The organism is Flavobacterium anseongense (assembly GCF_021608185.1).
In the GTDB taxonomy this organism is placed as follows: domain Bacteria; phylum Bacteroidota; class Bacteroidia; order Flavobacteriales; family Flavobacteriaceae; genus Flavobacterium; species Flavobacterium anseongense.
Genome location: NZ_JAKIHN010000002.1, coordinates 161470 through 187539, shown reverse-complemented (window position 1 = coordinate 187539; position 26070 = coordinate 161470). Strand labels below are relative to the sequence as shown.

The following is a 26070-nucleotide window of genomic DNA, read 5'->3' as shown; positions in this document are numbered from 1 at the left end:
AGCTTTTTTTTATAAATAACTCAGCCACCATTTGTCTTTATGGCTTTGTTAATTGCTTCTCTTTCTATTTAAGCTATTTCAGAAAAGGCTAAACCTTACTCTGCATTTTCCTCTAAAGTCTTCATGTTGTCATCCGGAATACGGTCTATCATTTTGTTATAAGGGTCGATACCTACTTTTACCGGCAATTTTTTTGTGATATAAGTAAAAGTAGATTTTCCCGGTTTTACCCACACTTTCTTAATAACCAAAGGAGCCTTTATAGTCATCCCTTGTTTGTTTTTGGTATCATTGTCAAATACTGCAATTTCCAGTAAGTTGGGTTTAGTTCCTTTAGATAACAATTTTCCGTTACCATTAAAATAGCTTTTTGAACTTTCCACTTCCATAGTCACCTGATAGTTACCGTTGCCCATTTTTTTATAAGAGGCTTTATTCACTTTGTTAGAATAAAGGGCAATCTTCTTGAAACTATCTTCTAAATAATAGTGTAGGTTAGCCGGAGTTGCTGCTTTCATAAAGTCGTACCATTCCAAGGTAGTAGTAAAAGGCGCTTTTTGTCTAAAACGAGCCGCTTCCATATAGGCTTTGAAAGCGTTATTTAAGTTCTTTTCGCCTATTAAATCCTGAAGGGCATAGAGCACCAGACCACCTTTTTGATACCACACATATTGTTGATTATCATTGTCCATCAACGTTTTTTCAAACTTACTTTCGTTGGCTCTTCTGTTTAAGTAGGTGTCTAATTCTTCTTTTAAGAATTTTTGCATCGCATCAACGCCATATTCTTTTTTCATTACCATTAACGAAGAATACTCCGCCATAGATTCTGAAATCTGATTGGCACCACGAGTAGCTGAAGGCGTAATTTGATGACCCCACCATTGATGCGCTACTTCGTGTGCTGTCACGGTATACACATAATCTAAATCATTTGGATCGCTAAAATCACCTACCCAACCAAAGCTTTCTGCAAAGGGAACTGTATTAGGGAAGGATTGCGCAAAGCTAGCATAACGGGGAAATTCAAGTATTCTCATTTGAGTGTACTGATAAGGACCATAATTTTCAGCATAATAATCCATAGAATGTTTTACGCCTTTTACAAAACGATCAATATTATAGGTATGCGTTGGATGATGGTATATCTCGATATTTACTTTTTCGCCGGCTTTACCTTTCCAAACTTCTCTATGAACCGCATAGGCAGCCGATGAAATGTTATAGAAAAAGTCAAGCTCATCATTCATTTTATAGGAGTAATACTTTCTGCCGTTGGCTTTCCATTCTTTCTGCAAGTAGCCGGGCATAATAGCAATTTGATCGGGTGCTGTGCTTACCGTTCCTTCAAAAGTGATATAATCGGCATCGTCGTTAAATAATAAATTACTCAATCCCCAGGCATCTGTTTGTGACGGCAATGAATAATCTTTAATTGGTAATTTGTATTTTTTTCTGTCCTGGTCACTGGTTAATTCGCCATTGGCATCGTAACCAAAAGAAGGTAAGAAGTTGTTGTTTAAAAATGTCCCGTTGTAAACAATATCGGAGCCTGAACCTTCATTAGGAAAGCCTTTATAGAATCCCGTTACTTCTAAAACCATAGTAATGGTGTCTTTAGGCTGTAAAGGTTTCTCAAAAGCATATATTTCATAACCAAAATCCTTGTAACGTTTACTTAGTTTTGGCTTTTTACCTTCGATAGTAAAGGTGTTTACTTCTTTTTTCAACAAACCTTCTGACCCCCAATTCAAATGTAGAGAAGGGATTATTTCATTGGATTTATTAACCATTTTATACGTCACCTTAATTTTTGCAGATCTGTTTTCTGGAAATAAATCGGCGTTTACTTTCACATCAATAACTTTTGGCTGCGCAATTTTATCGTATTTACCTAGTTGTTTTTCATATTCTGCAGTAGCAATGATTCCTTCTTTTTCGGTTTTGTAATTGTTCAGAATTTTGGTGTTGTAATAAATAAAGCCTCCCGAGCCAATAAAAATGCCAAGCAAAATAAAAAAGGTACTTATCGTTCTGACATTCAATCGTTCTTTTGCTATTTGCCAACGAGCTTTTCTGCCAGAGTCAGTTCCGCGCTTCCAGAAAAGATAGCCGATGACCAGCAAAACACCGCCACAGGCCAGCCAATAGGTTCGGAACCAAAATTGCGCTTCGGCAAAATGTCCAAATCTATTCATATCAGATACGGTATAGTTTGGTGCATAACTATATAAATATAAATTGTTATCTATATTGGCTAATTGATTTAATCCAAAAAGGAATACCCAAATAGCAATAGCAATGACGTGTCCCATAAACTTTTTGGTCACTAAAGAATGCACAAAAAAGGCTAACAAAACGAAAATGATGTACTTAGGAAATTCTATTAAATACAAATCGGTAAAGTACTTATCAAATTCAAAATTAAAATAGCCTTTAATGACCTGATTGATTACGCCGCTTACCATAATCATGTTTACTAAAACAAAACTAATCATCGCTAAGGCTAAAAACTTAGATCCGTATACCAAACGATTCGGTAACGGAAGCGCGCCAAATATTTGATCATAATTCACATTGCGTTCTCTATGCAATACTTCACCGGTCATAAACACTATAAGAATAAAGATGAGAATGATATAGGTGTTGTTTTTCATTTCCAACATATAGTAGGTCATTGGCAAAGAAGGTGTTCCGTATATTGGAGCGCCAAACCATGCATCAAAAAACAGGAAGAGTACTGCTGCTATTAAAATTGCTATGAAGAAGTTATCTCTGACAATATTTTTAAATTCCATAAATGCTAAATCAAACAATAATCTAACATTTAAACTTTTGGAGAACACTTTTGAAACCGTTGGGATTTTAGTATAAGCTGCAGCTGCATTGCTTTCATCTATATTGTCGTTCTTCTTTTTTGAAGTATAATTTTTATTTAGAAACTTTAGGAAGTCAAATCTAAACAAAGTAAAAAGCAGGGCAGACACACCCAGCCCAACCCATATAAGACGGTTCCAAATTATCATTCCCTGAAACGGAACGGTCATCGTGTTTTGTTCTTCAGGCGTCCAATATCGGATAACATTTTCATAGGTGCCTAAACCAAATGGATCTAGTAAGCTTACTAAATCTTTGTTCTCAATATCCTGCGTTAAGGTTAACGTGATTAAATAAGTGATAAAAAGAATGGCACCACCGGCATAGGCTAACATTACTCTTTTAGTCAAACTAACCAAAGCAAAGAAAATACATCCGGCAAAGAAAAAGTTAGTCCAATACAACATTAAAGTAGGCTGAATATAATGCCAGAGGTTCAAGCCGGTAAAGCGTTCCGGTTCCTCATAACCGGCATAAGGGCCAATCATAAAACCTATAATTAATCCTAAATGCAATCCCAGACTTACCATAAAAAGTACTGACATAGAACCAAAAAAGCGTCCCAGCAAATACCCCTTTTCAGTAATAGGATAGGAGAAAAAGTAATTCTCTGTTTTATGTTCGATATCTCTGTAAACCGGCACACCCATAATGGCACTGGCGAGCATAATACCAAAAATACTAATCGTTGAAAGCATTGTAGCAATAGCGATAGGAGAGTTTACAAACACCTTCTCTGAAGCAGGACCGTTTCCACCGATGGATACAATCAATCCAAACAACATTAGTATACCAAAGTAGGACCAGGTAGCAGGACGTTTTAATCTATATCTAATTTCGAATAAGAATATTTCTTTAAACATAATTGAATAATTTTAAAGGGTTAGGTTAATCAATTATACTAAAGTACTATCCATACGTGAAGTGATTTCAGCAAAATACACATCTTCTAAATTGGCTGCAAAGGCTTCAAAAGAAGCATCGGGTTTGTTATCGCTCAATACATGAATAACAGTTTTCCCCGCTTTTAAATGCGTAGAAATAACCTGTAAATCTGTTTTATAATTTACTAATTCGTTTTTTTCAATGGCTTTTGTCCATATTCTGCCTTTAACACCTTCGGTCAATTCATTTGGATTGCCTTTCGCCACAACTTCACCCAAACAAATAATTGCCATGTTATTACATAAATTAGAAATGTCATCCACTATATGCGTCGATAAAATAACAATCGTATTTTCTCCAATTTCGCATAATAAATTATGAAAGCGATTACGTTCAGCAGGATCTAGACCCGCGGTAGGTTCATCAACAATAATCAATTTTGGATCACCAATTAAGGCTTGCGCAATACCAAAACGCTGCTTCATTCCACCGGAATAGGTTCCCAAACTTTTATTTCTGACATCCCACAAATTGGTTTTGTTTAATAAAGATTCAACCAATTCTTTGCGTTCCCCTTTATTAGCTATGCCTTTTAAGGAAGCAATATGATCGAGCATATTATAGGAACTAACTTTTGGGTACACCCCAAACTCCTGAGGCAGGTAGCCCAGAATTTTTCGCACTTCGGCTTTGTCTTTTAAAATATCCAAATCACCTAACATAGCTGAGCCGGAATCAGCTTGTTGTAACGTAGCCAGCGTTCTCATTAGGGATGATTTTCCGGCTCCGTTTGGTCCTAAAAGACCAAACATACCCTGCGGTATGTCTAATGTAATATCTTTCAATGCCTGAACACCGTTTGAATAGGTTTTGCTTAAATTCTTGATTTTTAATTCCATAACGTATAAATGACTTTTTGATTAATGTTTTAAAGATACTTAAATTATCGATAATGTAGGGTTTCTCGAATAAAAATGCGATAGATAAAAATCACATAGCATTCTTAGTTTGTAGTTACAAGTAACTCAACCACCATTTATCCTTGTGAGCTTGTTTATAACTATCAAACCATTTGCACAATGGATATAGCAATAAGATTATACCAACCCAAATGGCATATACCCATAGTAAGGCAAGTCCGTAGCCTCTCATTCGGGGCAATTCGGTTATCCATCCTTCGAGAATTAATTTGTCGGCACCAAAACCTGTTAGCTGGGCATAAAGCATAGCTGCTAAATGAATAGCAAAAATATGGATGATATAATAGAAGAAAGGCACTCTTCCAAAAACAGAAAAGAAGTTCACTACTTTGCCTTTAAGGTTTTCAGCATTGGCTAAGAACAGAAAAGCAACTCCTAAGGTCATCAACAAATAGTCTAGTGATGGTGGATATTTAGACGGATTAAAAAATACGATTATATTTTTAGCTAAAGTATCCTGCTGTGTAAAAAGAGTAGCGTCACCATAAACATTTGTAAATCGCAAGACTGCAAATAGTGCTAAAGCCGAAAAACCAATGGTATTGAATAGTTTTCTTCTTCTTTCGGGAGTGTATTCGGAATTATAAAAAGCTCCAAAGCAATACCCTAATGACATTACAGCAATCCAAGGAATAAGAGGATAACCTACAAAAAAGAAATAGTCTTTATTTATTGGAAATCCTCCCGGTTCGTGGAGTACATTCCAAAGTATATTGCCTTCAAAATGCACATTATCTAATAGATTATGGCCAGCAATCAGGATAAGACTAAACCAAAATATAGCTTTTCGAGGCAGATGAATTAAAATCGACAATGCAATCATGCTGATACCCAACGCCCAAATAACCAATAAGGCTGGGTTTCTAAACTGTACATCAAAAAACCAAGAGAAGTTTACTATTGTCATTTCGATAAAAACCAACCATAGACCACGCTTAAATAAAAAACCGGATAATTCAGCTTTTGATTTCCTTTTCCCTACCATAAAGGCCGACATGCCCGCCAGAAAACTAAAAGTAGGTGCACAAAAATGCGTTATAAATCGCGTAAAAAAGATAGGCAAAGTGGAGTGGGAAGGGTCGGTTGGATCAAACTGCATTGCCGACCAGTGAAAATAATCACGTGTATGGTCTAATGCCATGATTACCATGACTAAACCTTTTAATAAATCGATAGAGTCAATGCGGTACTTGGTTAGTGTTGTCGTCATTTGGTGTTGGTTAGTGGTTTTTAAAATACCGGGTTAAGTGACGACTTGGGGAAGTGTGTTGTAAATGTAAGTAAAATAGTTGGAAGGGAAAAGGGATAAGGGATAAGGGATAAGAAATAAGTTTTTTTACTATTCCTCTTCAAATTAAAACCCTTCAAACACACCTAAACCAAATAATGCAAAGTCATATTTTACCGGATCGTTTGAGTCGAGTAGGCGAAGTGAAGTGTCTAGTTCGGCTAATGCTTTACTGTCGTTTTGCTTTCGCGTAAGTAAACCAAGTTTTCTTGCTACGTTACCGGAATGTACATCCAATGGGCACGAAAGTGAAGCCGGAGAGATGCTTTTCCAAATGCCAAAGTCGACTCCTTTTTGGTCTTGTCGAACCATCCATCTTAAAAACATATTGATGCGTTTGGCTGCTGAACCTATTGTTGGGTCTGGAAAGTGTTTGGTGTTCCGCTGTTGATGCTTAACTTCAAAGAACAATTTTTTGAACTCAGCAATGGCAGGCTGCATAGACAAAGCTTGTTGGTTTTTGGCGAAAGCCATTTCCAATCCATTATGATTGGTGTAAATATGCTGCAATGCTTTGACAAAGGTTTTGAAATCATCGCTGTTAAAGGTGCGGTGTACAAAGCTATCAAGTCTTTCGAGTTGGGTTTTGTTGTGGTTCATGATGAAATCGTAAGGCGAATTGCCCAACAGTTCCATCATTCGTTTGCTGTTGTTGATAATCATTTTGCGGTTTCCCCAGGCAATGGTTGCTGTTAAAAAACCGGCAATTTCAATGTCTTCTTTTAATGAAAATTGATGCGGAATCTGAATAGGATCGCTATCGATAAAAGCTAAAGTGTTGTATTGAATTACTTTCTCGTCGAGGAATTCTTTGAGTTCATTCTTATTCATGACCGCTTATTTTTTGGGCATAAAATCCATCATTTAAATCGGTACTGCGCTGTTGTGGAATATAGAAAAAGCCTTGTTCAAAGTATTTTACCTGAACATCATTAACACAAGGCAATTCACCATTTGATGTTACCCAAAAAAATGAAGTATCAACCGGAGATTGATAGGACATATTGCCGACGCTGTCACCTTTGTATTCTTGTTTCCATTTTGAATTGGGTTCAGGAACTACGATATTTTTTAAGTGAAATGTACTGTTTTGAGAAAGTAAAGCATTTGCTGTCAGGCTTCCAAACGATAACGGAACACATACTAAAACGCCAATTATAACAATGTTTAAAGTATAAAAACGAACTATCCATTTTGGGTTGGTCATCCATCGCGATAGCAATAGCAACAAAAAGAATAGTGTGAAGTAAACGTAAAAACGATATTGTGGAGAACTAAAGCACAATACAGCTACCAACATTAAAAAAGCAAAATAGACTGTCCAAAGTGTTTTTGGCAAACGTTTTTGGAAGATTATAATTGGTGTAACTAAAAGCATTAATAGTGATACAATACCAATATAACCCGACATCCCATTTTGAAAAAAATAATGCTTGACAAGATCAAATAGCGATGCGCTTGAAAAAGCAGCGTGATCAATATAAAAAGAATGCATCACACCTTTGCTAAAGAAGAAATTCATAATAATCGCAGGAACCGTATAATCTAAATCATCCATTCTGAAACAAAGCAGTGGAAACAATGGATAACCTGTCAGCATAGTATTTTTCAAAACAAATAAAAACAAAACCAAACCACCGATTAAACTTAATGTGAGCAGTTGTTTTTTTAATACGGTAAAATGCTTTAGCAATAAAATCAATGGGAAGAGCAGTAAAATAAATGCGGTACTCTTTATAAAAACGGCAAACAGCCCAAAGATTGTAATGATAATGAAAGTGTCTTGAGTATCTTCATTAAGATACATCGAAAACAAAATAAACGCCAAAACATAAACCGGTAAATCGGGCGACGGTGCGCTGATAAACTGAAACAGGAAAGCATATGTTAACGGTAATAATCCAAAAAGCAAATCCATTGAATTGCCTTTGGTGAAATAAGATTGCAGTTTCTGAAAGGCAAAGAAATTCGCCAACAGCAAACAAAATCCATTCAAATCATTAAACCGTTCATACAAAAAAGAAAAGCTGTACACACTTTGCGCAATATGCCAACCGCTGGTTTGCCCTAAGAACAAATGCAAATTTGCCAAGCCTTTAACAAAGCCATATTCATTAAGCCATTTAATCGTTTGAATATAATACGATTCGTTGTCGATGATAAAAGGCAAAGTTGAGCTTTGGGCTAAAATCAGCAGACTGCTTACGGCTAATAGTATTTTGATAGGGAAGGAGAACAATCGAATTTGTCCGGATGTTCCCAGTATAACCGATAGAAACGCTGCTTTATTGTAATACCAAAAAAGAATAGAAGTGGCAAGCAAAACAGCATGAAACACAATAGCAATCGGACCAAAGAATGCCCATATAGTGGCTAAAAGCGTCACCGAAAACAATCCAATAATAGTAGTGACAACCAAATCGAGCCGCATGATGCGCAGCATTTTAGAAAAAGCAATACCAAAGCTAAACGCCGTGAAAAAAATATAAAGCCAGCTAAGTAAAATTAGTATCATACCATCAAACGATTAGTCCGTCTTTCATGACCAGTTTTCGGTCGGCCATATTGGCAAAGGCTTCGTTGTGCGTCACAATAACAAAGGTTTGTCCAAACTCGTCTCTTAATTTAAAAAACAATTGATGCAGGTTTTCTGCCGAAGCAGTATCTAAATTCCCCGAAGGTTCATCAGCAAAGATAACATCAGGTTTGTTGATTAAAGCACGTGCCACAGCCACACGTTGTTGTTCACCGCCTGAAAGTTCATTTGGTTTGTGATTGATTCTGTGTGATAAGCCAAGGTAATCCAATAGCTTTTTGGCTTCGGTCTCTGTCGTCGTTTTGTCTTTACCTGCTATAAAAGCCGGAATACAAACGTTTTCTAATGCAGTGAATTCGGGTAGTAATTGATGAAACTGGAATATAAAACCGAGGTGTGTATTTCTAAACTTTGACAATGCTTTATCTTTCATTATCAATAAGTTTTGTTTATTTATCTCAAGCGATGTGTCAGTTTGTTTCGCCGGAATATCTAAAGTACCCAATATTTGCAATAGAGTTGTTTTTCCGGCTCCTGATGCCCCGACTATAGAAACAATTTCGCCTTGTTTGATATGCAAATCAACACCTTTTAAAACATGTAAACTGTCGTAGTATTTGTGGATATTTTTGGCAATAATCATCGAATGAATTTTTCACAAAGTAACAAAGTATTTTCTTTTATTGAATGGTATAGTTTTTATTTATGCCTGAATAATTTATAAAGTTGTGTTAATTAAATTATTTTGTTTAATTATTATATATATTTGTTAAACAAAAAAAAGTTAATTCTTATGAACACAACCATTGAAAAAGAATTATTTGAATTGATAGGGGACAATCATCAAATGACTTCGGCAGAAACTCCATTACGTGATGATGCCTTCCAAAAATCAGATGCAGAAAAAATGTTAGCGATCGAAGACCACTTCTTTCAAATCATGGAAGAGCTTGGTCTCGATATGACCGATGACAGTTTAAAAGGAACGCCACACAGAGTAGCCAAGATGTTTATTCAGGAAATATTTTCCGGTTTAAATCCGGCCAACAAGCCAAAAATATCAGTTTTTGATAACTCCTATCAGTATGATAAAATGTTGGTAGAAGCAGATATCAGTTTTAATTCTACTTGTGAGCATCATTTTTTGCCTATTACCGGGAAAGCCCATATAGGCTATGTTTCGAGCGGAAAAGTAATTGGTTTATCTAAATTGAACAGAATAGTCGATTATTACTCAAGAAGACCTCAAGTTCAGGAGCGTTTGATAATGCAAATTTTTAACGAATTAAAATCAGTTTTAGAAACAGATGATGTGATTGTAGTTATGGAAGCCAAGCATTTATGTGTGTCGAGCAGAGGGATAAGTGATGAGAGTAGTTATACATCAACAATACAGTACGGTGGAATATTTAATGAAAAAGAAAATAGAAATGATTTCTTTAGCTTAATTAAGAAAGAGAAATAAAAGAGAGTTGTTAGGTTTTTTTGAATGAAGGAATCCCCAATTTATTTGGGGGTTCTTTTTTTGTTAACCAAAAATCCTAAGCCACAAGCACAAAGCATTTTCTTTTCGAAAGCCCAAAAGAAAGTAAACTGTCCAAACAAAAATCCGAAACTCACGAGTAATACTTGATACACCGGAAATATAAGAATAATGTATAACGGATAATATTCCCATGGATTGGATTTACTGATTCCGAGAAAAGCTAAAATGGGTTTAGAAAGATAGGCTGAGGTTGAACCGGTGACTGCAAATACGACAATAATGACAAATAATTGCCAATTCGATTTAATATTCCAACGTTCTTTGAAGTTTGCCATTTATTTAAAACTTATACAAAGCTACTCAATTTATGGTCTTGGAGCAAATCCGCCCAGCTGTTGTTTGTTGACAATTTGAAAATAAATCATGTAGTTGTATATCAAATAGTTTACTTCATAACCGTAATGAATATTGCGGTCATAATTTATTTGCATTTCATACAAATTGGGATTGTAACGTTGTGGTTGTAATACTCTATTGTTCCATTCAGTAACATAAATCTGATTGCGGTTTTCAAGAAAACTTTCAGAATAAAAACCTCTCGGTCTGGCATTTCCATAAAGCCAGGAATTAAATCCGGCGTCGATAATAACTACTTCATATTCCAGAGAATCATTAGCAATTCTGACAGTATCTGAAACTTTTGGAGCATCTGAAGTTTTTGCTTTTGTTGTAATATTTTTATCGAAATGACAGGAAGCCAAGGCAACAATTAAAATCAGCGGTATAATTATCTTTCTCATGGCATTGTAGTTTGTCATAAAATTACAAAAAACAAGAACTGTTTGCTCTAATTTTAACATATAAAAAAACCACGCCATTAGCGTGGTTTTTAAAATATATGAAATATAAATATTATACTTTTTCCGATTTTAACAAGCTGATAACCTGATCTGCTAATTCTGTTCCGATTCTATCTTGTGCTTCCAAAGTAGCCGCACCAATATGTGGTGTCAATGAAATTTTTGGATGCATCAATATTTTAATTTCCGGAGTTGGTTCGTTTTCAAAAACATCTAATCCTGCAAATAATACTTTGTTGGAATCTAAAGCTTCAATCAACGCTACTTCGTCAATTACACCACCACGGGCACAATTCACAATACCAACACCATCTTTCATCTGTGCAAACTCAGCGGCACCAATCACATAACCGTCCTGAGCCGGAACGTGAAGTGTAATAAAATCTGAGTGTTTGAACACGTCTTCCATTGGTTCAGTGATAAACTCAACATTGATGAATTGTCCGTTGTAGAAATCTACTTTTACCTCAGCGTTGTCAACAAATTTATCAGCAGCTATTACTTTCATTCCAAGTCCAAGTGCCATTTTTGCAACCGATTGACCAATACGTCCAAAACCAATAACACCAAGCGTTTTACCACGCAATTCAATTCCGTTTGCGTAGGCTTTTTTCAAACCGTCAAAGTTGCTATCGCCTTCTAAAGGCATATTTCTATTAGAATCGTGTAGGAAACGAACACCTGTAAACAAATGCGCAAATACCAATTCAGCCACACTTTCCGATGAGGATGCCGGCGTATTAATAACATGCAATCCTTTTTCACGAGCATATTCCACATCAATATTATCCATTCCAACACCACCGCGACCGATGATTTTCAGACTCGGACAATTATCAATAATGTCTTTACGCACTTTAGTCGCGCTTCTCACAAGAATTACAGAAACCTTGTGTTCATTGATATAATTGGCTACTTGCTCTTGTGCAACCTTAGTTGTAATAACTTCAAAACCACCTTTTTCTAAGGCTTTTATTCCGCTTTTAGAAATTCCGTCGTTGGCTAATACTTTCATTTTTTATGCTGAATTTATTTCAGCATCTTTCGATGCTAATGTTATTTTATATTAATTTTTTTAGGAGCTGTTTCCCGCTTTCCGCGCTACATGGTAGCTTGCTGCAATCGGGGCTAGGGCTATCTTTTAAACTGTAACTTCGTTTTGTTTTACAACTTCTTCTAATTTCTTCATCACATCAACTAACACCTGAACGCTTTCCAACGGCAAGGCATTATACATAGATGCACGATATCCGCCTACAGAACGGTGGCCTGCAATACCGGAAATTCCGGCTTCTTTCCACATTTTGTCAAATGTTTCCTGATTCTTTTCATCAACCAATAAGAAGGTAGCATTCATATTACTTCTGTCTTTTTTATCTGCTGTTCCAATGAACAAAGGATTTCTGTCGATTTCAGTATAAAGTAAGTTGGCTTTAGCTTCGTTGATTTTTTCAATAGCTGCAATTCCACCTAGGTTTTTCAACCATTGTAAAGTCAGTAGACAAGTATATACTGCAAAAACTGCTGGCGTATTGTACATGCTTTCCGCTTTGATATGTTTTTCATAATCCAATATACTTGGAATAGTTCTACCTGATTTTCCTAAGATTTCTTCTTTAACCACAACCAATGTTGCTCCGGCAGCACCCATATTTTTTTGAGCACCTGCATAAATCAAATCAAACTGAGTAAAATCTAAACTTCTGGAGAAAATATCTGAACTCATATCACAAACAACCGGAATATCAGTCTTTGGAAATGATTTCATCTGCGTTCCAAAAATAGTATTGTTGCTAGTGCAGTGAAAATAACTTGCATCTGCAGGAATGGTATAATCCGTTGGAATATGATTATAGTTTTGCTCTTTTGAAGAAGCAACCACAACCGTTTCGCCAAACAATTTAGCTTCTTTAATAGCATTGTTTGCCCAAGTTCCGGTATCTAAATAAGCTGCTTTTCCGTCAACTTTCATTAAATTTTGTGGCACCATCAAAAACTCTAAACTCGCTCCACCTTGGAGAAACAAAGCTTGATATCCTTTTCCGTCAAGACCTAAAAGTTCTAAAACCAAAGTTCTCACTTCATCCATCACGGCAACAAAGTCTTTGCTGCGATGTGAAATTTCAAGAAGTGATAAACCTGAATTATTAAAATTTAAAACGGCTTGTGCTGATTTTTCAAATACTTCTTGTGGTAAAATACATGGACCGGCACTGTAATTATGTTTTTTCATGGTGACAGATTTCTAATTTGTGAAATGCAAATTTCGGAAACACCATTTTAAAAAACGTTTAGAAATTAGCAAGATTATAACGATGTTATTAACGAAAACGATTTAGTTTATAACAATTATTTAGCGAATTTATATGATTAAAAATAATATCAATACAATATCCTATTATTATCAGTAATTATCAATAATTGAAGAAAAAACGCACATGTTTTTTTTAAAGTCTAACCTAAAGTTATTACATTTGTTTACAAGCTATTAAACTTAAAATTAGATAAAAATTGTTAATTGAAAAAGATAAAAGAAATAGAATTCAATTTTAAAATAATAAGACTAGTATGCTTGTTATTCTTATGCTGTATTCCGTTGGAATTTAACGGGCAGGAATTTGAATGGGTTTACAGTACTAAAGGAACCGATGAAAATCCTGGTTTGCCACGAGGAATTGTAAAGCAAATAATAACCAATAGCAATAATGATATCTATATAGCCGGATGGATTGACGGAATAATTGATTTAGGGGATGGTCAGACTGGATTTGTTCGTAATACCATGACATCAACGATTAGTTTTGTTGCGAAACTTAATGAGAGTAAAGAAGTTATATGGGTAAAAGAATTGAGGTTATCCAGTTATGTTATTAACACAATTTTATTAGATGAAAATGAAAATGTAATAATAAGTGGTAATGCTACACCTCATGCCACTACTTTATTTTTCAATTCCAATCCGCCTAATCCATTGCTTCCTAATGTTTTAAATCCAACTCACGAAAATTTAAATAGTTTGAAGCTTTACGGGTTTATTTATAAATTAGATCCGAATGGAAATTATATTGATGCTAAATTATTTAATGATACCTCAATTAATAACATAGTAAAAGATAATAACAATAATATCATTGCTGTCGGATGTAAAGTAGAATATAGTACTGTTATACCAAGTGAATATAAACAAAAATGGGGTTTTGTCACTAAAATGAATACTAACTTAAATACTATTTGGGAGAAAACAGTCAATAATCAAAGTAGTACTAGTAATAATGGTTTTGGATATGTTGCCTGTGACAGTCAAAACAATATTTATTGCACAGGGTCGTATGCTGATAGTTTAGTTTATGGAAGTACAACTCTGCATGATGATGAATCAAGTCAGTTTGTGAGTAAATTATCTCCAAGTGGAAATGAAAGTTGGATTGTAGAATTTCATGAGTTTTCAGTTTCCCAAATACGTATAGATAATTCTGATGGTATTTATTTTTTAGCCAATTATGCAACTCCATTTTCTGTCGAGTTTAATAATCGACTTGTTGAAAATCTACCATTGGTTTTAGACAATGAATTGGTTTTGTTTAAAATTAATGCCAACGGAAATCATATTTGGAATATCCCACTGTATGGAATAGGTGAGCAGGAAGTAGGCGATTTTACTTTTAATAGCATCGGTGAATTGATTATTCCGGTAAAATCGGCTATGAACACCGAATTTAATTTTGCCAATCATACGACTATAACAACCAATACTGCCAATACGGTTATACTAAAAGTAGCCGCGGATGGAGAACTTGTTGATTATAAAAGGGTATATGAAAACACCGCACAAAATAGTATTTATACTTATGCTATCCATACTGATTCAGATGATAACATTTTCGTTGGTGGGACTTTTAACAAGACCACCGATTTTGATCCTCATGTTTCTAATCAACATATTTTAGTTCCGGAATTGTTTGAAAATTTTGACACAGGTCTTTTCTTTAACGATTTTAGAGGTTTTGTTTTAAAACTTAAAAATTGTGAATCGATACCTTTTTTTGGGGATACTTATGAGTTTTGTTCCGGATCAACTCCCAACCCAACAATAGCTGATATAAAAGCAAGTGGTCCGAATATAAGTTTTTATGATTCAATGACTTCTGGCACAGCATTAGCCAATAATTTCCCGCTAACTAATGGCCAGACTTATTATTATGAAAATGATGTAGACAGTTGTGCTAATATTGGACGGTTTCCTTTGCAGATAATCATTTCACCTCAGTCAAGTCCGCCAGTAGTCAGCACGCAACAGCCTTGTTTTTTTCAGGAAATGCAACTCTCTAATTTGGATATTAATGGGGAAAATTTATTGTTTTATCTTACTGATTCAGGTGGAGAAAGTGTAAGCAATAGTCTTTATGTTAATCCAAACACGACGTATTATGTTACTCAAAATTACAATAACTGTGAAAGTAGCCGGGTTTCTTTTTCAGTGTATCAAATGGCGTTGTTAACAGATAATTACACGGCTGCTGTTTGTGATGCTGATAAAAATGATACTGAAATTGTTAATTTGTCACAGTATGTTCGTTATTTTACAGGTTCATCAGGAGGTGATTTTTTAGCTTCCTATTTCAATTCACATGATGATGCTTTGAATAATCAAAATCCTATTTCGAATTTTGCTAATTTTCAAGCTACAAACCAAACGGTTTTTATTCGATTATTTTCAAATGCAAGCGAGTGTTTTGAAATTGCAGAACTCAATCTAACAATGGTTTATCCACCAGAAATTACCGAAATAAAAGTTAATGATTTGGCGGAAAATAATACTATAACAATTTTACCTTATGATGGAAATTACAGCTATTCCTTAGATGGTATAAATTATCAAAGCAGTAATCATTTTGATAATTTAGATAGTGGAATTTATCATGCTTATATAAAAGATAATACGGCTAATTGCGCTACTGTTTCAGACCAGTTTTATGTATTAGCTTATCCAAAATATTTTACACCAAATGGAGATGGAATTAATGATTTTTGGAGAATAAAAATGTCGCAATTTCAATTTTCAATCAATGTTGAAATTTATGATCGTTATGGGCAATGGATTACTTTTTTTGATAAGAACAGTCCGGGTTGGGACGGGAAACATGGAGGTAAAGAATTACCTGCAAACGATTATTGGTTTAAAATAATCCGAACCACCGATAAAGAAACCATTTATCGCGGGCATTTTTCTTTGATACGATAGCTTTATATCGAAAGTAAAAACTTCAAAGTATCAACATTATCAGCATAATCCCAAAGCTTTGGTCGCTGTGTTTGTCCAAAGGGAATCGAATTCGGAATCAAATCATTAGATACAATACACTGAATTTGCTCGGCATCATTTTCTAATCGCTTTTGCAAATCGGTTATGTCTTCATAATATTCATAAAACACAGATGAAATAGGCGAGGCATAGCTTGTGTCATCTTTTAAAGTCAGGAATTCATTATCCAATAATTTAAAATTACTCATCAAAAAAACCGCTTTATTGTAGTCATAGTTGTTAGAATATTTCTCGTAGTAGATAACGTCTTTATATTCATAGATTGCTTTAAAAAATGCTTCAAAACTGTACTCTTTTGGTACAAACAATTTAGAAACATTACGACAACCCAAACCAAAATACCTAAAAATATCTTCACCAAGATTAACCAAATCGTCATGTGATTCTTTTCCGTTTAAAACGGCAACCGAGTTTCTGTTTTTGCGAATGATATTTGGTTTGTCTTTAAAATAGAATTCGAAATAACGTGCAGTATTGTTACTTCCGGTGGCAATTATGGCATCGAAGTTTTCCAATTTTCCATCAGTAAATGAAATGTAATACGATAGTTTTGGTTCAACACTAATCAAATAATTTGCTAAAAACTGTATCAAATGCTGGTCATTCGAAGATGCTTTTACCAATACTTTATGTCCTGTAATCAAAACAGAAAGAAAATCGTGAAATCCAACTAACGGAATATTTCCGGCAAGAATCAAAGCCACTGTTTTTGGCTTAACATCTGATAAATTATAAGATGATAACCATTTATTTAAGTTATCTTCCGTCAAGGCTTCTGCCCAGGATTTAACAGCAAAATAAACCTGTTCCGGTGTAAACCATCCGTTATGCGATTTTGATAACGCTAATAAGTCTTTAAATTTTTCAAAATACAAATCATTATAAAGCACATCACGACGCTGAACCTGTTCGTTCAAAGTGAATTGGCTTAAAAACTTTCCTAATTCAACAAAAGGTAATTTTGTGTTAATAGAATCCATTTAGATTTGTTTATGAAGTGTTTTGATTGTAATTTTGCGCAAAAATAAGACAATAGAAATAGAATAAAGAGAAAAGATAAATAATTGTCTATATTCTATTCTCTATATTCTTTTATCCAAAAAAATAAAATGGCTATAATAATAACTGACGAATGTATAAACTGCGGTGCTTGTGAACCTGAATGTCCAAACACGGCAATTTATGAAGGTGCAGATGACTGGAGATATAAAGACGGAACCAAACTTAGAGGGAAAATAATTTTACCTGACGGTACAGAAGTAGATTCAGATGCGGCACAAACGCCAATTTCCGATGATATTTATTATATCGTTCCATCAAAGTGTACCGAGTGTAAAGGTTTTCACGAAGAGCCACAATGTGCTGCGGTTTGCCCTGTAGATTGTTGCGTTCCGGATGATAATCATGTTGAGAGTGAGGAAACACTTCTCAACAGACAAGCATTTTTACACAACGAGTAAATAAAAAAATCCTGAACGAACATTCAGGATTTTTCATTCAATAGCAAACTGTTATTTCTGCAAATTGAATACTTCAACGGTAACCTTATCCGTTTTCTCATCATAGGTTTCTAAAACCAGGTTTCCATTGGCATCAAAATAGCCAACCGAAAATTTATCTTTGTTTTTATAGATGTAATTATTGTTCGATGTTCTTCTCAACAATGAAATAGCATTTGGGCTCGTAACTTTATAACCGGATTTGTCAGCAAGCACATGATAACGTTCTCCGTTATAAGAATAATAGGCAGAGTGGTCAACATCAACAATTTTTACATCTCCGTCAACACTAACTTTAGTAGTTACAGTTGCCTGAGTTGGTGTTGGTTGAATATCCGTATTCAAAGTTCCGCTTGGCACATCTTTAAGTTCGATATTCTGAACCTCTTTTATTTCTTCTTTTTTAACAACCTGATGTTCTCCTTTATCGTCTTTTAACGTTGTAGTTGTTATTACTGTTTCGGTTTTCTTGTTTTGATTTTGGGCATGAATGTTCAATGTAAGTAAAAGAGCAACCGCTCCCAAAGCTATAGTTTTCATAATAATTATTTTAATGTTAGTATGTTACAAATTTACTTTACAACAGCTTGAATGTCGTTACATCATTTTGAGTTTAAGTTATACCTTTCACATAAAAAAAAACCTGAGCGTTAACTCAGGTTTTGTATTAATTATATTGTAATCAAATTAGAACTTGAAACTAAGTCTGGTATAGTAATAAGCTCCGTTGAATCCCATCTGAACGGCATCCCAATAACCACCGGCTTCTGTATTTCCGGATTCGTCTTGTTTCGTTGGATAGACATTGAATAAGTTGTTGCTTCCTACAGTCAATTTTACTTGTTTTACAACTTGGAATCCTAAGGTTAAATCAGTTACAATTTTTGCATTGTAAACGTTGTTAGCACCAGCGTAATCTACAAGGGTTACTTTACTGAATCTTGTAAAAGCGGTTCCTATATCAAACCACTTTCTTTCATAGTTAAGGTTCAAACCAAATTTGCTGTTTGGTGCTGATGCTTTTAAGAATGCGACTTCACGTGCTCCAAAGAAAGTTTCCTGATCTAAAGTTCCGTTATTAACTCGGGTTACCTGCATATCATTGATATTTCCAATTAAAGTCGCTCCAAGTTTAGAACTTCCAAAAGTATTTCTCCATGACATAACTACATCAATACCTTTAGTTACAGTACTTACACCATTCACAAAGAATTGCGCCGAATCTACACCTAAGTTTAAAGCTGTGGCATCAAAATACCCTGTAAGCACAATTCTGTCGCTTACATTTATTAAGTAACCGTCAACTGTAGCAGTGAATTTTCCGAATTTACCTGTCAAACCTATTGAGCCATTTTTTGATTTTTCCTCTTTTAGTTTATCAATTCCAAAACCTTCTGTTACGGCACTTCCGTTTGCAGCTAATAAAACTTCAGAAGCACCGCTGGCATTGAAATTAGTGAAACTTGTATTAAAGTATATTTGAGCCAATGATGGCGCTCTGAATCCGGTACTGAATGAACCTCTTAAGCTAACGTTGTTGCACAATTTAAGTTTGTATGCCATTTTAAGATTAAGTGTATTTCCGAAGTCGCTATAATTTTCATAACGAAGCGCAGTTCCTAATAAGAATTCATCTGAAACATCCAATTCGGCATCAACATAGGCTGCAGCACTGGTTCTGTCTTCGCTAACTTCATTAGCCGGACTAAAGCCGGGAAAACCTTGTGAACCTCCGGGTCTTGGATTACCTGAGATTGGGTCAATAGGAGCCGACTGAGTCAATGGATTGGTAATAGGCACGCCGTTGGTATCATAAGTTGCATACGAACCTTCTTCTCCGGCTGTGATATCATATTTTTCTATACGATATTCACCACCAAAAGCAAAGTTAAGTCCATTTAAAACCGATTTGAAATTTCTTGAAAAGTCAAGGTTGGTTGTATTTTGTGTCAGACTAAATCCACCGGCATCGAACTCAGTTGGCGATAAATCTTCCAAACTGGCATTGATAGTTCCTTTAATGGTATAATCAAATTTGTTTTGTCCAAATGCGTTGCTCAAGTCAATTTTCCAATCTCCGGCTTTAGCTTTAAAACCAAATGCAGCTGAGTTGTCAATGATTTTTGAAGTAATTCTTGGCGTATAACCACCAGGATAAATAGATTCTACCACACGTTCTCCGTCATTTCTGGTAAAAGCATAAGCATCAGTATTTCTGTCGTTTCTTCCACCAAAAACATAAAAGTCAATTTTGTTAGATAGCGGAATCTGAATATTTGCCATCAGATTATAGCTCTTGATTTCGGCATCACCAAAACCTTTTCTGAAATCAAAAGAAGGACGAAGCGTTTTGTCTTTGGATAAATATTCACCGGTGAAATTAGCAAATCCACCATTCTTTCCTATTTTAACTCCATAATTGGCTCCGGCTTTTACCGAAAATCCATCATAGTTCTTGTCTTTTCCATAAGAATTTCCGTTTCCGTTTTCGTCTAATCGGAAACCTGGCGTATTTGGCGTTCCCGGAAGAAAATCGCCATCGGCATCATTCCTGAAAATTCCGGTAGTAATCATACCGTTAAATTCATCAACATTATCATTTAAAACAATATTAATTACACCTGCAATAGCATCTGAACCATATTGCGCCGCTGCACCATCACGAAGGATTTCTATTCTTTTGATAGCAGTTGCAGGGATAGCATTCAAATCAGTCCCGGTATTTCCACGACCTCGGGTTCCGAATAAATTAACCAATGAGGATTGATGTCTTCTTTTTCCGTTGATTAATACCAAAGTCTGATCTGGCCCCATTCCTCTTAAAGTCGCCGGGTCAACGTGATCGGCACCATCAGACCCCGATTGTTTGTTGGCATTAAAAGATGGCGCTAAATATTGAAGTAATTCATTGATTTCAATTTTACCACTTTGGGTAGTAATGTCTTTTACATTAATGATGTCGATTGGAACTGCCGAATTTACAACCGTTCGTTTAACATTTCTGGAACCTACAATTTGTACTTCCTGCAAAGTTTGAATTTTTGTCGAATCTGATTTCGTTTCGTTTGGCTCGTTTTGAGCAAAAACTGCCGAAATTGGTGCGACCAATAATAGTAAAGTAATTTTTTTCATAAATATTTTGTTAGATGTTAGCCTTGCAATTTAATATTTTTTTAAGAAAAACAATAAAATTATCCTAATGATTTAACAATCAAAAAGGTAAATTTGTTTTAGTGAAAATTATTTTGTTAAATTTGTTTAGCCCAAATTTATAGTATGAAAAAAATATTTCTACTATTACTTTTTATATTCAGCATCAGCGTTTTATCTCAAAACGTCGAAAAATCCTTGGTATTAATAGATATTGACACTAATCTGCCTATAGAAGATGTAACCGTTTATATTGCAAGAACAAAACAGACTTTGTTAAGTAACGCTGAGGGAAAGGTTACTTTTGTCTTAAATGGTGTCTCTACAATACAAGTTGCACATTCCGCATATAACGAAATCAAAATAAGATCGACGATACTTAAAGAGAAAGAAAATGTTTTCTATTTAAAAAGCAACGTAAACGGTCTCGATGAAATCATCGTTACTAAACAGCATCCACAGAGAATCCTTAAAAATATTGTCGAAAACTCGATTAACAAACTTACCATTCCGGGACGTTTAAAGGTATATTCAAGAGAATTTTTTAAAAAGAACGGCACCAATTCTTATTATAATGACGGATTGATGAATTTTCAGATGACTGGAAAGGAAAAGAATGTTAAAGCCGATATTTTGATTGAGCAGAATCGTTCTTATGGTTTGGTTGAAGAAGATTTTAGTCCGGACGTTTTGGGTTATAACCTTAATGATATTATTCAAAATTATTACAACTTCAAGTATTTAGAGCCTATTTTGGAACCAAACGCCAAAAAGAAATATGATTTTCTGATTAAGGCCTATTCAAAAAATGATGATTATTATGTGATGTCAATTACACCTGTTGACCCAACCAAAGTTATGCGCGATGATTTTACCATTATTTACGACAGAAAAAAGAAATTGATTGTAGAAGCAAGTTCGTTTGCATCACCAAATACAATTTCCAACATTAAAGATAAAACTTCGGTGGGCTCCAAAAATATTTACAAGTCATCTTTCAAGACAATTTACAGGCTTGATAATACAAATTACTATTTAGTTGGATCTAAAGAAGAAATTGGTTTTGAACGAATCGATAAAAAAAATAGTAAAACTGATATAGAAATCAAAAGCTATTTCGTGATTACGAATTTCAGCGCACACAAATTTACTTATGATAATAGCGATATTTTCAAGGAAAAGACGCTTTACAACAAAAAGAATTCTATACTAACAAACTATTGGGATATTTCCGGACTTACCGCTACCGAAGAAGAAGAAGCTATCATAGCCAGTCTAGAGTTCAGACCATAATCCATATCACATTCTATTCTTTGCTTCTTGATTTTATTACGCTATATTTGCACACTTTTAAAAATAAAATCAAAATGAAGGCAGGAATTGTAGGATTACCAAACGTGGGGAAATCAACTTTATTTAATTGTTTATCAAACGCAAAAGCGCAGAGTGCTAACTTTCCGTTTTGTACTATCGAACCAAATATTGGTGTAGTAAACGTTCCCGATCCAAGAATAAACCGCTTGGAAGAATTGGTAAAACCGGAACGTGTTCAAATGGCAACTGTTGATATTGTTGATATTGCAGGATTGGTAAAAGGAGCCAGTAAAGGCGAAGGTTTAGGAAACCAGTTCTTGGCAAACATCAGAGAATGTAATGCGATTATTCACGTATTGCGTTGTTTTGATAATGATAATATTGTTCACGTTGATGGCAATGTAAACCCAATCCGCGATAAAGAAACCATCGATATTGAGTTACAGTTAAAAGATTTAGAAACCGTTGAAAAACGTTTGGAAAAAGTAAATCGTGCCGCCAAAACCGGAAATAAAGAAGCTCAGGTTGAAAAAGCATTGTTGGACAGAATCCGTGAAGCATTGCTTCAGGCAAAATCAGCCAGAACCGTTGTGCCTCAGAATAATGACGAAGAAGTTTTGCTGGAAGATTTTCAATTAATAACTAACAAACCGGTTTTATACGTTTGTAATGTTGATGAAGAATCGGCTGCAACCGGAAATAAATATGTTGAACAGGTTCGTGAATTAGTTAAAGATGAAAACGCCGAAGTAATCGTTTTGGCAGTTGGAACAGAAGCCGATATAACCGAATTAGAAACCTACGAAGAACGTCAAATGTTCCTGGAAGATTTAGGTTTAAAAGAACCGGGTTCTGCAGTTTTAATTCGTGCTGCTTACAAACTTTTAAAACAACAAACTTACTTCACAGCCGGAGTTAAAGAAGTTCGTGCGTGGACAATCAACATTGGTGATACAGCACCAAAAGCGGCCGGAGTTATCCACACCGATTTTGAAAAAGGATTTATCCGTGCTGAAGTTATCGCGTTTGACGATTATTCTAATTTAGGTTCAGAAGCAAAAGCAAAAGAAGCCGGAAAACTAAGAGTAGAAGGTAAAGAATACATAGTAAAAGATGGTGATGTGATGCATTTCCGTTTTAACGTTTAATTCGTTTTATGAAAAAATTAGTATTTTGTATCTGTTTAGTTGCTTTAGTAAGCAATGATTTTTTTGCTCAAAGTAAAATTAGATTCGGAGTTAATGGCGGGGTGACTTATTCCAGTTTCAGAGGCAATAAAGCTGCAGAAGAACTCGATGCAGGTTTTGATTTTTTAGTTGGAGTTTCTGTGGAATATCCACTCAAAGATAAATTGTCTCTATTGGCTAATTTGTCTTACGACAGAAAAACTGCAGCCGGAACTCCCAGTGGGTTTATTCCTAGTCCTGAAGATCCTGCCATTGGGAACCTTAATGCAGAAGCTAATTATCAATATATTACGCTTCCGATAGTATTGAAATATAAAATCGGAGCTAAGCAAAGTTTTTATGCTGATGCTGGATTATTTGTTGGTTATTTGCTAAAATCTCAAACACACGAAGATTACTACAACTCTACTGATGACACAACAAGTTTAAATAAAAAGTTAGATGCCGGTTTGGTTCTGGGTTTCGGCAAAAATTTCAAACTTAAAAACAATCAGGAAATTACCATTGAGCTAAGAGAAAATCTCGGGTTACTCAATACCAGTAAAGTGAATGTAACCGGAGGGAACTCAGTTAAAACAAATTCACTAAACTTGATTTTAGGTTATTCATTTGATATAAAATAAAATTCACAATAAAAAAAATACAACCTGTAGAAATTCTACAGGTTTTTTTATGCTCAAAAACTGCCAACTGCTACTGAACAATGCCAACTATTTTTTGTCAATATCATTCTTAATAACTTTGACAACTATCATTTCAAAAATCCTTCGATTTACTTATATTAGCACAAAATCGCTAAATCCAAAATGTCAGATCAAAATCAATATACCGAAGATAATATCCGTTCGTTAGACTGGAAGGAACACATCCGTATGCGTCCCGGAATGTACATCGGAAAACTTGGTGATGGGTCTTCGCCCGATGATGGAATTTATATTCTTCTCAAGGAAACCATTGATAACTGTATCGATGAGTTTGTTATGGGTGCCGGAAAAGTTATTGAAGTCACCATAAAAGACAAAATGGTTTCTGTGCGTGATTACGGTCGAGGCATTCCGTTAGGGAAAGTTGTGGATGTTGTGTCCAAAATGAATACTGGTGGAAAATACGACTCGAAAGCTTTTAAGAAATCAGTAGGTCTGAATGGAGTAGGAACAAAAGCCGTAAATGCCTTGTCCAATTACTTCCGTGTGGAATCGGTTCGTGATAACCAACAAAAAGCGGCTGAGTTCTCTGCCGGAAATCTAACCATCGAAGAAGATATAGTTGAATCAACCAAACGAAGAGGAACCAAAGTTTCTTTCGTTGCCGATGAAACCATTTTCAAAAACTACAAATACCGTAATGAGTATATTATCAAGATGCTCAAAAATTACTGTTACTTAAATCGTGGGTTAACGATTTATTATAACGGTGAAAAATACTTTTCAGAATTTGGTTTAAAAGATCTTTTGGAAGAAACAATTACCGAAGAAGACATGCAATATCCGGTAATTCATTTGGAAGGCGATGATATCGAAATCGCTTTGACACACAGTAAATCACAATACTCAGAAGAATACCATTCGTTTGTAAACGGACAAAATACAACGCAGGGTGGAACACATTTAGGTGCTTTCCGCGAGGCGATTGTAAAAACCATCAAAGAGTTTTATAACAAACCTTTTGAAGCTTCGGATATCCGTAAATCAATTGTTTCTGCGGTAGCTGTGAAAGTAGAAGAACCTGTTTTCGAATCACAAACAAAAACAAAATTGGGCTCGACAGAGATTGGTCCGAAAGGCCCATCTGTGCGTACATTTGTCAACGATTTTATCAAAACCAAACTTGATAATTATTTGCATAAAAATCCAGAAGTTGCGGATTTACTTTTACGCAAGATTTTACAGGCGGAGCGCGAGCGAAAAGAACTATCCGGAATCCGTAAACTGGCAAAAGACAGAGCAAAGAAATCAAGTTTACACAATAAAAAACTACGCGATTGCCGTGTGCATTTAACCGATGCCAAAAACCCAAGAAGTTTAGAAAGTACGCTTTTTATTACCGAGGGAGATTCTGCGTCAGGTTCAATAACCAAAAGCCGTGATGTAAATACACAAGCGGTTTTCAGTTTACGTGGAAAGCCTTTGAATTCGTATGGAATGTCAAAGAAAATCGTTTACGAAAACGAAGAATTCAATCTGCTTCAGGCAGCTTTAGATATAGAGGAGGACATGGGCGATTTGCGTTACAACAATATCGTAATTGCTACCGATGCCGATGTTGATGGAATGCACATTAGATTGTTATTGATTACATTCTTCCTGCAGTTTTTTCCAGAGTTGATTAAAGACGGACATTTATATATTTTGCAAACGCCTTTATTCCGTGTGCGAAATAAAAAGGAAACCATCTATTGCTATAGCGAACAGGAACGTATAGATGCGATTGAAAAGCTAAAACCAAAACCGGAAATCACACGATTCAAAGGATTGGGAGAAATTTCACCGGACGAGTTCAAACATTTCATTGGCGAAAGCATCCGATTAGATCCTGTGATGTTAGATAAAGCAACATCAATAGAGACTTTACTCGAATTCTATATGGGTAAAAACACACCGGACAGACAGGTTTTTATTATCAATAACCTGAAAGTGGAATTGGATGTGGTGGAGAAGAATTAATTAAAAGATACTGAAATAAATT

20 protein-coding genes are annotated in these 26070 nt (G+C 35.1%); 7 read left to right on the top strand and 13 right to left on the bottom strand.

Translation table 11 applies throughout. The annotated features are described in order from the left end of the window. Window positions 1-95: 95 nt before the first annotated feature. The 6 genes from L1S35_RS03905 to L1S35_RS03880 all read right to left on the bottom strand — a co-directional run bounded on the left by L1S35_RS03905 (window position 96) and on the right by L1S35_RS03880 (window position 9209). Complete coding sequence (locus tag L1S35_RS03905; protein ID WP_236396815.1) at window positions 96-3740, bottom strand: ABC transporter permease/M1 family aminopeptidase; 3645 nt, start codon at window positions 3738-3740, stop codon at window positions 96-98. Between the two features lie 33 nt (window positions 3741-3773). Next, the gene (locus L1S35_RS03900; protein WP_236396813.1) at window positions 3774-4661 is read right to left on the bottom strand and encodes an ABC transporter ATP-binding protein; all 888 of its coding nucleotides are present in this window, start codon (window positions 4659-4661) and stop codon (window positions 3774-3776) included. Window positions 4662-4776: 115 nt separating this feature from the next. Then, window positions 4777-5952 carry an acetyltransferase domain-containing protein gene (locus L1S35_RS03895; RefSeq protein WP_236396811.1) on the bottom strand — a complete coding sequence of 392 codons (1176 nt, stop codon included), beginning with the start codon at window positions 5950-5952 and terminating at the stop codon, window positions 4777-4779. 144 nt (window positions 5953-6096) lie between these two features. Beyond that, window positions 6097-6861, bottom strand: a complete 765-nt coding sequence (locus L1S35_RS03890; RefSeq protein ID WP_236396809.1) for a TIGR02757 family protein — start codon at window positions 6859-6861, stop codon at window positions 6097-6099. Next, entirely contained in the window at window positions 6854-8545 is a 1692-nt protein-coding gene (locus L1S35_RS03885; protein ID WP_236396807.1) for an LIC_10190 family membrane protein, read from the bottom strand. Before L1S35_RS03885 ends, L1S35_RS03890 begins: the two co-directional genes overlap by 8 nt. Window positions 8546-8549: 4 nt before the next feature. Further along, complete coding sequence (locus tag L1S35_RS03880) at window positions 8550-9209, bottom strand: ABC transporter ATP-binding protein (protein ID WP_236396805.1); 660 nt, start codon at window positions 9207-9209, stop codon at window positions 8550-8552. A 150-nt stretch (window positions 9210-9359) separates the two neighbouring features. Between L1S35_RS03880 and folE the strand changes: the two genes are divergently transcribed. Further along, on the top strand, window positions 9360-10031 hold the full coding sequence (folE, locus tag L1S35_RS03875; RefSeq protein ID WP_236396803.1) for a GTP cyclohydrolase I FolE: 672 nt from the start codon (window positions 9360-9362) through the stop codon (window positions 10029-10031). Between the two features lie 41 nt (window positions 10032-10072). Here folE and L1S35_RS03870 read toward each other — a convergent pair whose 3' ends face one another. The 4 genes from L1S35_RS03870 to serC form a co-directional block, all read right to left on the bottom strand. Continuing rightward, the gene (locus L1S35_RS03870; RefSeq protein WP_236396801.1) at window positions 10073-10387 is read right to left on the bottom strand and encodes a DUF6787 family protein; all 315 of its coding nucleotides are present in this window, start codon (window positions 10385-10387) and stop codon (window positions 10073-10075) included. A gap of 30 nt (window positions 10388-10417) precedes the next feature. Continuing rightward, window positions 10418-10852 (bottom strand): DUF6146 family protein, encoded by a 435-nt coding sequence (locus L1S35_RS03865; protein WP_236396799.1) that lies wholly within the window; start codon window positions 10850-10852, stop codon window positions 10418-10420. A 112-nt stretch (window positions 10853-10964) separates the two neighbouring features. Beyond that, window positions 10965-11927, bottom strand: a complete 963-nt coding sequence (locus L1S35_RS03860) for a D-2-hydroxyacid dehydrogenase (protein ID WP_236396797.1) — start codon at window positions 11925-11927, stop codon at window positions 10965-10967. A gap of 126 nt (window positions 11928-12053) precedes the next feature. After that, window positions 12054-13145, bottom strand: coding sequence for a 3-phosphoserine/phosphohydroxythreonine transaminase (gene serC / locus L1S35_RS03855; protein ID WP_236396795.1), 1092 nt, complete (start codon window positions 13143-13145; stop codon window positions 12054-12056). 285 nt (window positions 13146-13430) lie between these two features. Here serC and L1S35_RS03850 point away from each other — a divergent pair, with 285 nt between their 5' ends. Continuing rightward, window positions 13431-16154 carry a T9SS type B sorting domain-containing protein gene (locus L1S35_RS03850; protein WP_236396793.1) on the top strand — a complete coding sequence of 908 codons (2724 nt, stop codon included), beginning with the start codon at window positions 13431-13433 and terminating at the stop codon, window positions 16152-16154. Window positions 16155-16156: 2 nt separating this feature from the next. On the opposite strand, the gene L1S35_RS03845 is transcribed toward L1S35_RS03850, so the two are convergent. Then, window positions 16157-17215, bottom strand: a complete 1059-nt coding sequence (locus tag L1S35_RS03845; RefSeq protein WP_236396791.1) for an acyl-CoA reductase — start codon at window positions 17213-17215, stop codon at window positions 16157-16159. 129 nt (window positions 17216-17344) lie between these two features. Between L1S35_RS03845 and L1S35_RS03840 the strand changes: the two genes are divergently transcribed. After that, complete coding sequence (locus L1S35_RS03840; protein WP_236396789.1) at window positions 17345-17695, top strand: 4Fe-4S dicluster domain-containing protein; 351 nt, start codon at window positions 17345-17347, stop codon at window positions 17693-17695. A gap of 51 nt (window positions 17696-17746) precedes the next feature. Here the strand turns inward: L1S35_RS03840 and L1S35_RS03835 are convergent, their stop codons facing one another. Continuing rightward, entirely contained in the window at window positions 17747-18274 is a 528-nt protein-coding gene (locus tag L1S35_RS03835) for a hypothetical protein (protein ID WP_236396787.1), read from the bottom strand. A 147-nt stretch (window positions 18275-18421) separates the two neighbouring features. Next, window positions 18422-20866, bottom strand: a complete 2445-nt coding sequence (locus L1S35_RS03830) for a TonB-dependent receptor plug domain-containing protein (RefSeq protein WP_236396785.1) — start codon at window positions 20864-20866, stop codon at window positions 18422-18424. 144 nt (window positions 20867-21010) lie between these two features. Here L1S35_RS03830 and L1S35_RS03825 point away from each other — a divergent pair, with 144 nt between their 5' ends. From L1S35_RS03825 to L1S35_RS03810, 4 genes are all read left to right on the top strand, one after another. After that, window positions 21011-22177, top strand: a complete 1167-nt coding sequence (locus tag L1S35_RS03825; protein ID WP_236396783.1) for a hypothetical protein — start codon at window positions 21011-21013, stop codon at window positions 22175-22177. Window positions 22178-22251: 74 nt separating this feature from the next. Continuing rightward, window positions 22252-23346 carry a redox-regulated ATPase YchF gene (gene ychF, locus L1S35_RS03820; RefSeq protein ID WP_236396781.1) on the top strand — a complete coding sequence of 365 codons (1095 nt, stop codon included), beginning with the start codon at window positions 22252-22254 and terminating at the stop codon, window positions 23344-23346. A gap of 8 nt (window positions 23347-23354) precedes the next feature. Further along, the gene (locus tag L1S35_RS03815) at window positions 23355-24008 is read left to right on the top strand and encodes a porin family protein (RefSeq protein WP_236396779.1); all 654 of its coding nucleotides are present in this window, start codon (window positions 23355-23357) and stop codon (window positions 24006-24008) included. Window positions 24009-24191: 183 nt separating this feature from the next. Next, on the top strand, window positions 24192-26048 hold the full coding sequence (locus L1S35_RS03810) for a DNA topoisomerase IV subunit B (RefSeq protein WP_236396778.1): 1857 nt from the start codon (window positions 24192-24194) through the stop codon (window positions 26046-26048). The last annotated feature ends 22 nt before the right edge of the window (window positions 26049-26070 follow it).